Annotated in this window: 9 protein-coding genes; 5 read left to right on the top strand and 4 right to left on the bottom strand. The window is 35.5% G+C overall.

The features are described 5' to 3' along the window. Positions 1–194: 194 nt before the first annotated feature. From putA to secB, 4 genes are all read right to left on the bottom strand, one after another. Positions 195–3,335 (bottom strand): bifunctional proline dehydrogenase/L-glutamate gamma-semialdehyde dehydrogenase PutA, encoded by a 3,141-nt coding sequence (putA, locus tag NOX90_RS04705; RefSeq protein WP_375603732.1) that lies wholly within the window; start codon positions 3,333–3,335, stop codon positions 195–197. Positions 3,336–3,454: 119 nt separating this feature from the next. Beyond that, entirely contained in the window at positions 3,455–6,046 is a 2,592-nt protein-coding gene (gene acnA / locus NOX90_RS04700; protein WP_375603731.1) for an aconitate hydratase AcnA, read from the bottom strand. After that, the gene (locus NOX90_RS04695) at positions 6,046–6,309 is read right to left on the bottom strand and encodes a hypothetical protein (protein ID WP_375603730.1); all 264 of its coding nucleotides are present in this window, start codon (positions 6,307–6,309) and stop codon (positions 6,046–6,048) included. Before NOX90_RS04695 ends, acnA begins: the two co-directional genes overlap by 1 nt. Positions 6,310–6,373: 64 nt before the next feature. Beyond that, positions 6,374–6,877 (bottom strand): protein-export chaperone SecB, encoded by a 504-nt coding sequence (gene secB, locus NOX90_RS04690; RefSeq protein ID WP_375603729.1) that lies wholly within the window; start codon positions 6,875–6,877, stop codon positions 6,374–6,376. Between the two features lie 164 nt (positions 6,878–7,041). Here secB and NOX90_RS04685 point away from each other — a divergent pair, with 164 nt between their 5' ends. The 5 genes from NOX90_RS04685 (at position 7,042) to gatA (ending at position 13,327) form a co-directional block, all read left to right on the top strand. Next, positions 7,042–7,692 carry a Tim44/TimA family putative adaptor protein gene (locus NOX90_RS04685; RefSeq protein ID WP_375603728.1) on the top strand — a complete coding sequence of 217 codons (651 nt, stop codon included), beginning with the start codon at positions 7,042–7,044 and terminating at the stop codon, positions 7,690–7,692. A gap of 17 nt (positions 7,693–7,709) precedes the next feature. Beyond that, the gene (gene dnaQ / locus NOX90_RS04680) at positions 7,710–8,405 is read left to right on the top strand and encodes a DNA polymerase III subunit epsilon (RefSeq protein WP_375603727.1); all 696 of its coding nucleotides are present in this window, start codon (positions 7,710–7,712) and stop codon (positions 8,403–8,405) included. A 44-nt stretch (positions 8,406–8,449) separates the two neighbouring features. Beyond that, complete coding sequence (locus tag NOX90_RS04675) at positions 8,450–9,058, top strand: SCO family protein (RefSeq protein ID WP_375603726.1); 609 nt, start codon at positions 8,450–8,452, stop codon at positions 9,056–9,058. Between the two features lie 208 nt (positions 9,059–9,266). Then, positions 9,267–11,654 carry a DNA topoisomerase (ATP-hydrolyzing) subunit B gene (gyrB, locus tag NOX90_RS04670; RefSeq protein WP_375603725.1) on the top strand — a complete coding sequence of 796 codons (2,388 nt, stop codon included), beginning with the start codon at positions 9,267–9,269 and terminating at the stop codon, positions 11,652–11,654. A gap of 176 nt (positions 11,655–11,830) precedes the next feature. Then, positions 11,831–13,327, top strand: coding sequence for an Asp-tRNA(Asn)/Glu-tRNA(Gln) amidotransferase subunit GatA (gatA, locus tag NOX90_RS04665; protein WP_375603724.1), 1,497 nt, complete (start codon positions 11,831–11,833; stop codon positions 13,325–13,327). The last annotated feature ends 662 nt before the right edge of the window (positions 13,328–13,989 follow it).

Below are 13,989 nucleotides of genomic sequence, written 5' to 3'. Positions count from 1 at the left end.
CTACTTGTTAGCGCCGCGGCGGTATGATGTAGGAAAACCTTTTTTGGGTTAGCTATAGCAGCTTTTTTCTTTTGTTTAAAGATAAGACTCCCTTTGGAGCCGCTTTATTTCAGTGCATAAGCTGGTCCTTTTGAATTTTAGCGCTGTCTGCACGAACGTCTAGTTTAGGGGTAAGAAAAATTAGGACCCGCAAATTAATCCAAACACATAAGTGTAGTGTTACCACCAAATGCTGTAGTGTTAACACTTACAACTTTTTCTGTAGAAAAACGCTGTAAATAATGAGGACCACCAGCTTTTGGCCCAGTGCCAGATAGTCCTCTACCACCAAATGGTTGTATCCCAACTGCTGCACCTATCTGGTTACGGTTGATGTAGACATTTCCAACTGATATTTTTTTACTTATAGTGTCGATTTGACTTTGTATACGACTCTGCAAAGAAAACGTGAGTCCATATCCAGTACTATTTATATCACTTATAACTTCATTTAATTGTGACTTGTTAAAACGTATGATATGTAAAATAGGACCAAATACTTCTTGCTTTAATTGCGAAATTTTTTGTATCTCATAAATATATGGAGGAAAGAAATAACCATTATGAGAATTTGTATCCATGGGTACTTTAAATAACAGATTTGAATCTTTATCCTCTGACATTTTTTGCGTATGTTGAGTTAGCATATCGATAGATGCTTTGTCAATTATTGGACCAATATCAGTACTAAGTTGTATTGGATCACCAATCTCTAGTTCTTGCGCCGCACCGCATATCATTTTTATCTGCTTCTCTGCTATGTCCTCTTGAATAAACAGCACTCTAAGTGCAGAACAGCGTTGGCCAGCGCTGCGAAACGCAGAAAGCAAAACATCCGTAGTCACTTGCTCTAAGAGAGCAGAGCTATCAACAATCATAGCATTTAATCCGCCAGTTTCAGCAATAAATGGTACAATAGGACCATCCCTATTTGCAAGCATTCTATTAATTATTTGAGCAGTTTGTGTTGAGCCAGTAAAAGCTACTCCGGCAATTCTATTGTCTGGAACTAATATTTTGCCTAAATATCCACCATCCCCAGGAATGAGGTGTAACACATTTTTTGGTATCCCAGCTTCATGTAGTATTTTGACAGCTTCATAAGCAATAATAGGTGTCTGCTCTGCCGGTTTTGCCAGCACTGCATTACCTGCTGCAAGTGCAGCTGAAACCTGCCCAAGAAAAATAGCAAGTGGAAAATTCCATGGTGATATGCATAAGAAAACTCCCCTGCCTTCAAAAAAGATGAAGTTATCCTCACCTGTTGGACCTGGCAATTTTTTCCAGTCGCTCAGTTCATTCTTTGCTATTATTGCATAATAACGCAGAAAGTCGATTGCCTCTCTTACTTCTGCTATTGCATCGGATAAAATTTTTCCTGCTTCCACAATCAGAATGTAAATTAACTCTTTCATCCTTTCCTCAAGCAAATCTGCAGCTTTTTCAAGGCATTTAGCGCGCTCTTCTGCTGAAACATTCTGCCACTTAGCAAAAGCACTATGTGCTATTTCAAGAGCGTTTAAAGCTTGATCGCTTGTTGCACTTGACACTTCTCCAATTACATTTTCCAAATGTGCAGGATTCACTACTTCGATAAATTCAGCACTATCAAATAGTGCCTTTCCATCGATTGTTGGCCCAACTTGCCATTTCTTTTCACTAAATTTTTTTATATCATTTGCAAGTTGCGAAACTGTAATTGAATCACTAATATCCATTCCCAAGGAATTTTTTCTTTCTTCTTTCAAAATATCTTGTGGCAGTGGAATATTTGGATGAGGTTCATACTCCAAACTTTTAGCTTTTTCTGATGGATCCGAAACTAATTCTTCAATTTTAACGTTAGGATCATTTATTTGATTGATAAACGAACTATTAGCTCCATTTTCAAGAAGACGTCTAATAAGGTATGGTAGTAAGTCACTGTGTTTACCAACTGGTGCATATATACGACAACTGATACTTGTTGCAAGTTCTGACATTGCATAATCATATAAATCCTTACCCATCCCGTGTAAGCGCTGAAACTCAAATCCAGGATGATTTTTATCAGCAAGCTCTATTATAGTAGCAAAAGTATAAGCATTATGAGTTCCAAAGCATGGGTAAAAATAACTTGCTTTGCTTAAAAGTTTCTGCGCGCAGGCAAGGTAACATACATCTGTGTAGCTTTTGCTTGTAAATACTGGATAACCGTTTAACCCTAGCTCTTGTGCGCACTTGATTTCTGAGTCCCAATATGCTCCTTTCACAAGTCTCACCATAATTTTATGTTTTGATCGAATAGCAACATCCTCAACAAAATCAAGAACAGACAAAGCACGTTTTTGATACGCTTGCACAGCCAAGCCAAGCCCTTCCCACTCAGAAAGTGACTCATCAAGACGCAATTGCTCGAATAAAACTAATGACATCTCAAGTCTTTCTGATTCTTCTGCATCTATACATAATGAAATGTTGTATTTTTTTGCTTCATGACAAAGCTCTAATAGCTTAGCTCTCAGCTCTTCAGCTATATTATCGAATTGGCTGAATTCATAACGTGGATGCAACGCAGACAATTTGATTGAAATTCCATGCGATTTAAAGCAATCATTTATGTCAGTGGATTCACCTATAGCTTTTATTGAATGCATATATGAATTAAAATACTCTTCCGCATCCTCAGCTGTGTGAGCAGCTTCACCAAGCATACCAAAAGAGCATAAAAATTTACTATGATCATCTGATTTTACATTTTCCAATGCTTTTTCTATAGTTCCCCCAATAATAAAGTGTTTGCCAAGCATTAACATTGCTTGTTTTACTGCTTTGCGAATGATCGGTTCTCCTAAGTTCTTAAGTAACTTAGAAATTGCGTAATAGAATTTCGGATCTCCTTCATTGCTTCTCAATATACTGCTTCCTATCATTAAACTCCACGTGGAAGCATTAACAAACAATGAAGAAGAATGTCCTAAATACTTACCCCATTCTTGATTGGCAATTTTATCTTTGATTAGCTCATCTATTGTATAATCATCTGGTATCCTAAGTAGTGACTCAGCAAGGCACATAAGTGCTATTCCTTCGTCGTTGGAAAGCGAGTATTGCTGCATGAAAGAATCTATGACATCTAATTTGTTGCCTTTAATTTTTTCAATAACTTGTTTTGCAATATTGTAAATTCTGTTTTTCGAATCAACCGAAAGTTCTACTTTTTCCACAAGATAACGTACATAACTTTTCTCATCAGTACGATAAAACCCTTGTAAACGTTTTCTCAACTCATTAGGTCCTTGTATAGAACTAATCATATATAATTATCTGCAAAACACTCTGTTACCATATGTAAGGTAAAATTATACCATAACTTTGTGTAGAACAAATCATTATTTAAAAGGACCAGGGCTGGAGCTAAAAGAAGTCTAGTTTACTAAGTCGAGAGAAGTATGTAGCTCAATACTCCACCATGCATTAAGTATTTAATCTCAGTTGCGGTTTGTACACAGCATTTGAGTTGAATTGATTGCTTTGAATTATCCTTTCCTTTGATGATACATTCTAGATTTCCACCTGGCACTATTTCACCTTTTATGCTTATTACCTCGCTACCATCAAATATCTTTCTAGTTACTCCATCTTGAAATACAAGCGGAAGAATACCCATGCCAATTAAGTTGGACCTATGTATGCGTTCAAAGCTTTCTGCAATTACAACTTTAATTCCCAACAATAAAGTACCCTTTGCTGCCCAATCTCTACTTGAACCTGTGCCATATTCTTTTCCTGCAACAATGATTAGAGGAACATTACTTTCTTTGTAGCGCATTGCTGCATCAAAAATCGACATAGTTTCTTGAGAAGGAATATATTTTGTATATCCACCTTCGATGCTTACCATTTCATTTTTTATTCTGATATTAGCAAAAGTCCCACGCATCATTACATTGTGGTTACCACGACGAGATCCATACGAATTAAAGTCCTGTGGCTCAATTCCAAGATTTTTTAAATATATACCTGCAGGACTACTTGAGGCAATATTTCCAGCAGGGGAAATATGATCAGTAGTTATGCTATCGCCAAACATTGCCAATATTTGCGCACCCTTTATATCGATTTTATTATTTTTAGATGATAAGTTATCAAAATAAGGTGGATTTTGTATGTAAGTGCTGTTTGCATCCCAATTATAGATTTCACTTTTTTCACACTTTATCTTTCGCCAATGTTCATCACCAGAAAAAACATCCTTATACTTTTGTATAAACATCTCACGTGTTACCACACTTTTAACGCAATCTTCGATTTCATTGTTTGTTGGCCATATATCTTTGAGATAGACATCATTTCCATTCTTATCTTTGCATATTGAATCTTTTGTCAGATCAATTTGCACAGTACCAGCAAGTGCATATGCAACAACAAGTGGCGGAGATGCCAAGTAATTAGCTTTGACTAACGGATGAATTCTTCCTTCAAAGTTACGATTGCCAGATAAAACTGCAGCAACGGTTAAGTTTTTGTTTTTAATGCCATCTTCTATATCTTTATTAAGTGGACCAGAATTCCCAATGCAAGTTGTGCAACCATATCCAACTAGATTAAAACCCAAAGCATTTAGATCTACCTGCAATCGAGACTTTTCTAAATATTCTGTTACAACTTGTGACCCTGGAGCAAGAGAAGTTTTAACCCAAGGCTTTGATTTTAATCCAAGTTTAATTGCATTACGAGCTACAAGACCTGCAGCAATCATCACACTTGGATTTGAAGTATTAGTGCAGCTTGTTATTGCTGCAATAACTACACTTCCATTTTGGAGTTTATCGCTTTCCTTTGACTCATTAACTGAAAATGATTTAGAAAAAGACTCTGCCACTTGTGAAAGAAAAACTTTATCTTGCGGTCTTTTAGGACCAGCCATTACTGGTTCCACGCTCGATAAATCAAGCTCTAGTGTGTCAAAAAATGCTAACTCATTATTGCCACGCCACAATCCTTGCTCTTTCGCATAAGCCTCAACTAACTTAATCAGCTTTTCTGGCCTTCCGGTTAAGTTTAAATAATCTAGCGTTTTTTGATCAATTGGAAAAAAACCACAAGTTGCACCATACTCTGGGGCCATGTTTGCTATAGTGGCTCTATCTGCCAAAGATAAATAATCTAAACCATCACCATAAAATTCTACAAACTTACCAACAACGCCTTTTGTTCTTAGGATATTGGTAACCGTCAGCACTAAATCAGTTGCAGTTACTCCTTCCGGCAGTCTGCCAATTAATTTAAATCCAACTACTTCTGGAATTACCATACTAATTGGTTGACCAAGCATCACAGATTCAGCTTCTATGCCTCCAACACCCCAACCAAGGACTGATAACCCGTTAATCATTGTAGTATGACTATCAGTACCAACTAAAGTGTCAGGATATATGACCCCATCATCATTACACACAACTTGCGCTAAATACTCAAGATTTACTTGGTGGCAAATCCCTGTACCTGGTGGAACTACTCTAAAATTTGCGAAGGATGATTCTCCCCACTTTAAGAATTGATATCTCTCCAAATTTCTTTTTACTTCTAGCTCAACATTCTTACTGAATGCGGAAATACTTCCATAACTATCTGCTTGAACAGAATGGTCAATCACAAGATCAACCGGTACAGACGGATTTATGCTGCTTGGATCACCTCCATTTTTCTTGACATAACTCCGCATTGAAGCTAGATCAACAACAGCAGGAACCCCTGTAAAATCTTGCATCAACACCCTTGCTGGTTTGTAGCTAATTTCATGATTAGTGTGTTTATTAACGCAGCCTGCTAGTATTCTTATGTCATCCAGCTTTATGTTCACTCCATCTTCATTACGCAATAAATTTTCAAGCAGAACCTTAAGTGAGCAGGGCAATTTAGTTACATCTGTCCCTAAAAATTTACCAGCAGTGCTAAGGCTAAAGTATTTGTATGACTTTCCGTCAATGTTTAAAGTTGTTTTTGCGTTTAAAGAATTATTCATTATGCATAACCATTATTTGAGTGAAAAACTAGCACCTCACTTTTTGATGTCATTCCAGTGCGTGACACTGGAATCCAGCCTATTTCATCATAGACATTGTTTTTGACATATGTTCCTAGGATCCCCTGCAAATTGTATGACTTGCAAACACTTCTATACCTGGATCCCAGTGTCACGCACTGGGATGACAAGGATGAAGTACATTTGGATGACAACTGGATATATAGATCACATTCAAAATTATTATGCATATTCTGCTTCATTTCAGATATTTTCTCCTTTGGTACCTCAGTAGCACAGCTATTTTCAGCTATATATTACACTATATTAGTTAAAATTGGAATTATTACCGTTACTTTTTTGTTGTTGACCTTGCTGCTCATACATAGTTTCAAAATCTATAGGATCTAGCATCAGTGGGGGAAATCCACCACTACTTGTAACTCTTGCAATTATTTCTCTTGCAAAAGGGAAAAGAAAAGTAGGTCCACCAATAAACAAAGCTTGTCTTACCTCTTCCTCACTCAACTCTTTTAAATTTTCTATTGAAAAAATGCCACAATATTTCGTCTCACAAATGAAAGCTACGCTATCGTTCATGTTCTCGTCTTTTACCGTTGCTCTGACTTCTATATGCAAAGTAATTTCATGGAAAGATTTTTCTTCATTCACTCCTTCTTTGTTTTTCGTCCCTTCTAATTTCGCTGAATTGATATTAACCATTACATTGATATCGGGAGCTTTATTTGAAGAAAGGAATGGCGAATTTGGATTCTCAAACGAAAGATCTTTGACATACTGACCATGAATTTTCATTTTGTGTTGCGACATTTCTTACGTCTCCTTTAATTAAGTTGAGATATTTAATACTTTCTTATATAATATATTCATTTACAAACGAATAGCAAACCTGATTATAAGTTGATATAAAAAACATATTTTCATTAATAATTAATAATGTTCGGATACTTTATATGCCAAGGAGTTGAGTTACTATGATAGAGCTTGTAATATATGCTTTATTAGCGGCGTTCATTTTTTCACGTTTGTATAATTCTTTAGGAAGGTCAGCCAACCTCAACCTAAAAAAGCTAACTAATGTACTGGATGTAAGTCGAAGTAGAGAAGATGTAGTAGAAAACATTGAGGGTTACATTGATAGCAGTGATAAAGATTCAATAAAAGTTACTTATGAACAAATATTAAAAAAAAACAAAGATTTTTCTATTTCCCACTTTATAGAAGGTTCAAGCATAGCTTTTGAATTAATAATAAAATATTTCAATCAAGGAAATCTGTCCCAGTTAGAATCTCTCTTGGATAAAGATTTATATAACAACTTCGCAAAAAAGATTAAACATCGTAAAGAGATGCACGAGTCTATAATTGTTTCTATCGTTTCACAAAAGATTTTAGAAATAAAGCTAATAAAAAATGTAGTGTTTATTGCAGTATATTTCCTTTCAGAGCAAATTAACTTCGTTAAGAATAATAAAGGAGATATCATATCAGGTAGTACATCCACTATTAATAAAGTTGAGGATGTATGGCAATTCAAAAAAAATGTTAATTCATCAGACTCAAGCTGGTTGCTTGTTTCTATTAACTATAAGAAGACAAATAATGATAAGACAAATGGCAAGTAAGATTAGTTTTATTTAGAATGGAAAGCAAGCTACGCGAAATAGTACTTGATACTGAAACAACAGGTCTTGACACTGGATCTGGTCATCGAATTATTGAAATAGGGTGTGTGGAATTAATTAATCGTATTCCAACAGGTAAAGTATTCCATCGGTACCTTAACCCAGAAAGAGATATACCTTATCACTCGTTTAAGATTCACGGTATTAGTGAAGAATTTTTAGAAGATAAACCATTCTTTTTAGATGTTGCACTTGAATTTCTTGATTTCATATCTAATGATATTTTGGTAATTCACAACGCTGAATTCGATGTTAAGTTCCTTAATATGGAGTTAAGCAAGTTGAATGCTGGGTTAATTTCCTCAGATAGAGTGCTAGATACATTACCTCTTGCGAGGAAAAAATTCGTAGGATCACCTGCTTCTTTGAATGCATTATGTAAGCGTTTTGATATATCGCTAGAGAATAGAGAGTTGCACGGAGCACTAGTTGATGCTCAATTGCTTGCAAAGGTATATGTTGAACTTACAGGAGGGTTACAAACCTTTCTGTTTGATAATGAATTCAATCAGGACAGTAACTCTACATTCGTTCAGCATAAAGTGCGTAATCTAACTCCCAGAAAACATTCACCAAATAGTGAAGAAATTGATGAACATAAGAAACTGTTAGACAAAATTAACAATACACTTTGGAATAAATATATTGAATAGGTCAACTAATAAAGATACAATTTGATTTTACTGAGAGCATTTTAATGGTAAGGTTTATAAGATTTTCATCTAATGTGCTAGCAGCATTAGCAGTTGTTTTTTTAGGTTATTGTTATTTTACTAAAAAAGGCATATTTGCCCCAGTAGCGATTCACAACGCAGAAGTTAAGATAGGCGGAGATTTTTCTTTAATTAATCAGGACGGACAGATCCTGCGCAGTAGTGATTTTAAAGATAAATACATGATGATTTTCTTTGGGTTTTCTTCATGCAAAAGAATTTGCCCTATGAACCTTGGGATAATTTCAGAAACACTTGCAAAGTTAGATGAGAAAACTAACAACAAGCTACAAACATTTTTTATCACAGTTGATCCTGAGCGCGATAGCACGGAAAGACTTAAAGAATTTCAGCAGCAATTTGACCACAGAATACAAATGTTAACTGGTGAAAGAGAAAAAATAGACGAAGTAGTTGCAAAATATAAAGTATATGCAAGCAAAGTAGACGGAGAAGAAGAAATCAACCATTCTTCGATAATATATCTTATTGGCCCTGGAGGAAGATATGTTACACACTTTGCAGCTGATTTAAATTCAGACGAAAGTCAATCTGATAAGATTTTGGCTGAGATAAGAAAATACGTAAACTGAATTATAGATTTTTCTGTTAATTACGCAACTGCATGAGCATTATAATTTAATCTCCACCGGGAAGACGCATTGGAATGACAATATTTGCTGTCTTCAAAAATAAACATTCATAAAGTTGTGCTTTTAACATGGGTTATCAGTTTAAAAATGTTGCTAACTAGTATATCTGAATGTAACATCAATTAACGTGTATAAATGAAGCAATACCATGGAAAATAGTTATAATGCCGATGCAATAAAAATCTTAAGGGGTCTTGATGCTGTAAGGAAACGTCCAGGTATGTACATTGGTGATACTGATGATGGATCTGGCTTACATCACATGGTATATGAGGTTATTGACAACGCAATAGATGAATCTTTAGCTGGATATTGTGATAAAATTGAAGTTAGCATAAATAAAGATGGTTCAGTATCAGTAACCGACAATGGTCGTGGCATTCCAACTGACATTCATGAAGAAGAAGGAATATCAGCAGCAGAGGTAATAATGACTCAACTCCATGCTGGTGGTAAATTTGACAGTAATACCTATAAAGTTTCTGGGGGATTACATGGTGTTGGAATCTCAGTTGTGAATGCATTATCAAGCTGGTTGGAATTAATTATTTGGCGCAATAAGAAAGAACACTTTATACGTTTTGAAGATGGTGAGTCTATTGAACCTTTAAAGGTAGTCAACGAAAATACAAACAAAAGAGGAACTAAAGTCACGTTCATGCCATCAACAGAGACTTTTAATGGCATTAATTTCAGTTACTCAACGCTTGAAAGTCGTATAAGAGAATTAGCATTTTTAAATTCAAATATCGACATTACTTTACGTGATCTGCGCAATGAACCATATACAGAATCTCATTTCAATCAGAGCAATCAATCTAAAGACAATTTTGGTACAGCGAATTTTGTACGGTACTTAGATAAGAATAAGACACATGTAACTAAAATTGCCAGTATGAAAGGAGATGCAGAAGATCTTGGCATCAGCTTGGAAATATCGATGGAATGGAATGATTCCTACTATGAACATATGTTATGCTTCACGAATAATATAAGACAACGAGATGGTGGTACGCATTTGGCAGGATTTAGATCTGCACTAACTAGATGTATCAATACCTATGCAACTAATGAAGGGTTTTTAAAGAAAGCAAAAGTAAATTTAACTGGAGAGGACGTTAGAGAAGGTTTAACTTGTGTTTTATCTCTCAAGATGCCTGATCCTAAGTTTTCTTCACAAACAAAAGATAAACTAGTTAGTTCTGAAGCACGTGCAGTTGTAGAAAGTATAGTTTCTGATAAATTGAGCACAATCCTTGAAACTGATCCCAAATTGGCGGCAAGCATAGTAGAAAGATCAATTAGGTCAGCAAAAGGAAGAGAAGCCGCAAGAAAAGCACGAGAGTTAGTTAAAAGCAAAAATAATATTGATATTGCAACTCTGCCAGGAAAGCTTGCTGATTGTCAGGAAAAAGCTCCTGAGTTATCGGAATTATTTATAGTAGAGGGTAATTCAGCAGGTGGTACTGCAAAGCAGGGGCGTAATCGTAAAACACAAGCAGTGCTTGCCTTAAGAGGAAAAATTCTAAACGTAGAACGTGTAAGTTTAGATCGTATTTTTTCATCTGCAGAAATAGGCTCTTTAATTACTGCAATTGGTGCTGGCATAGGGAGTGAACACTTCGATATTGAAAAAGCTAGATATCATAAAATTATCATCATGACAGATGCAGATGTTGATGGTTCACATATAAGAACTTTGATTCTAACTTTCTTTTTTAGACATATGCGTGAAGTTATTGAAAAAGGTTACTTATACATAGCACAGCCACCCCTCTATAAAGTTACAAAGAATGCTAAAGACACTTATATTAAAGATGACGAAACTTTTGAAGAGTATATAATAAACTCAGCAGTTAAAAGATTAACACTAAGTGGTGCAGCTACAGAATTTAACGACTTGCGCCTTATTTTGAATAAATGCGTTAACATTTCTAATATTAGCAAAAATTATGATAGAGAAATACCACAAAATCTCTTAGAGTCATTGCTAATTTTAAGCAAAAAGAATGCTCTATCATCGGCTGATGAGATATTAAAGTATTTGAAGTTAATGTACAGCGAATATACTTGGGAAGTGGAAATAAAAGATGAAGAAAAAGAAATTCACATCTCTAAATTATTTCAAGGATTGGCAGACAAATATATATTTGCACTTAGTATGCTTGAAGGCAAAGATATGCAAAACATATTAAGTTTGCTTGATGATATAAGTAATTTATTTAATGGTGATTCATTTTTAAAGTCACAAGAAACTGAAATAAGAATCACTTCTCCAAGTACGCTTACAAAAATAATAATGGACTATGGTAAAAAGGGTTTAACTCTGCAGAGATTTAAAGGTCTTGGTGAAATGAATGCTGATCAGCTATGGGATACTACGTTAAATCCTGAGGCTAGAACTTTACTAAAGGTTGAAATAAAAGATTGTGAAGAAGCTGATTCCATATTTTCAATACTAATGGGTGATATAGTTGAACCACGCCGTGATTTTATTAATAGCAATGCACTCAACGTGCATGATGTTGATATTTAAATTTAGAAGACCACATAAACTTAGCAAAATGTACGAGCGTTGTGTTTTGAAAGTGATTATAGTAAGGTGTACAATTTTGCCTCATACACAGATCTCACTTCTAGCTGCAACTATAAATGTATAGATTTTTTATTGTACTATGTTACAATTAATGTCTTACTAAAAATTAAATATCAATGAATGAATTAAGAAAGTTAAGCATTACACAAATGCATGATGGGCTTAAAAAGAGGAATTTTTCTGCTGTTGAGCTTATAGAAGCATACATCGATGCAGTTGAACATGAAGAGTTAAATGCATTTATAACAAAAACCCCAGAGATAGCAATGAAAGCTGCTAAAGCTGCAGATGAATATTTCTCTAGACAAAAAGATGATTTAATCTCGCCGCTCATGGGTATACCAGTTGGTATCAAAGATCTATTCTGTACAAAAGGAATCAAAACAACAGCATGCTCAAGAATGCTGGAAAATTTTGTTCCGACTTATGAATCTACAGTATCTGACTTGCTTTTAAAAAGTGGAGCAGCCATGCTCGGTAAGCTTAATATGGATGAATTTGCTATGGGTTCTGCGAACACAAACAGCTATTTTGGCCCTGTCGAAAATGTGTGGATTAGAAAAAGTGATGGGGAAAAAGTTGTTCCTGGTGGATCATCTGGTGGATCTGCAGCATCGGTGGCTGGATTTTTATGTGCTGGAGCACTAGGGAGTGACACCGGTGGATCTGTACGCCAACCAGCAGCTTATTGTGGAGTAGTTGGAATAAAGCCAACTTATGGAAGATGCTCGCGTTTTGGTATGATTGCATTTGCAAGTTCTCTGGATCAAGCGGGAGTAATTACCCGTTCTGTCTCTGATTCAGCATTAATGCTGGAAGCAATCTGTGGCTATGATAAAAAAGATTCAACATCGAGCGAAAGACCAGTGCCTAAGTTTTCTAGCTTTATAGATGGTGATGTTAAGGGTAAGCGTATTGGTATACCAAAAGAATATAGGATGGATGGAATTTCAGAGGAAATAGTCCATAATTGGGAGAAAGTTGCTTTCTATCTAAAAGAAAACGGTGCTGAAGTTGTTGACGTTACTCTGCCACATACTAAATATGCAATACCAGTCTATTATTTAATCTGTTCTGCTGAAACTTCATCCAATCTTGCTCGTTATGACGGTGTGCGTTATGGGTTCAGGGTTGATGCTGATACCCTTGAAGAAATGTATTCACTAACAAGAGCAGAAGGTTTCGGTAAAGAGGTGAAAAGAAGAATTTTAATTGGCGCTTATGCGCTTTCCTCAGGTCATTACAATGAATATTATGAAAAAGCACAGTGTATCAGGGCATTAATCAGAAATGATTTTATAAAAGCGTTTGAAAAAATAGATTACATACTTGTGCCGTCTGCTCCAACAGAAGCTTTCGGCTTAAATGAAAAGCCAGATCCGCTAATTATGTGCATCAATGATGTGTTTACCGTGCCGGCAAGTCTGGCAGGATTGCCTGCTATTTCTGTTCCTGTGGGACTCTCCAATGAGGGGTTACCACTTGCCTTGCAAGTAATTGGAAATTATTACGACGAAGCTGGAATATTAAATGTGGCAAGTGTGATAGAGCAAAATTGCGGCAGAACAATTAGCACTGATTTCCATCCAAAAGGGTGTCATTCCAGCGCGTGAAACTGGCATAAAAACGGAACTAGAATTAAATGCAAAAATTGTTTACAAACTCCGCCAGCGCCCTTATCATGAAACTGAAGCTATTTATTTATCTTCTCTGTACAGATTAAATGACAAAAAAACTCAATGTATTTGGCGTCCCATGTTTAATTTTTTGCACTATGTGCACCTTATTTCTTTATAAAATTTCTAGGTTTTTACCTATATAAGCTGAAACGCGCTTATAAGTCGTTTAAGACAGTATAGTACGCCAATTTGCAGGATTAGAGAGTGACAACTAGCTAACACGGGGTTTCTTTTGCCTTTTTTTCTGCTTAGTAAATTTCTTAAATATTTGCAGCATAGGTTAGTTGCAATTAAAAGCAGCTAAATTGCAGTATTTAAGACTTAAAAAACGCCAAATACTGAAAATAGACAATGACTAGGGCTTCTTTTGCCTTTTTTTCCGTTTGGTAAATTTCTTAATGTTTGTGGCTAAACGACAACCGTCATCCCTGTAAAGGTCAAGTATCCCGCTGCGTGTTAGCGGATGAGATACCGCGGCGGTATAGCTATACCTTTTTTCTACTTAGTTTGGGTTATGCAAGAAGTCTATTCTGTTAACTCTTCCTTTTATTATTTTTCCTTCAGAAGTGCTATAATAAATAATTAATCTATTAATG

Origin of the sequence: Wolbachia endosymbiont of Anurida maritima, assembly GCF_042182995.1 — a bacterium.
GTDB lineage: Bacteria > Pseudomonadota > Alphaproteobacteria > Rickettsiales > Anaplasmataceae > Wolbachia.
This window is presented reverse-complemented; position numbering and strand designations above follow the sequence as displayed.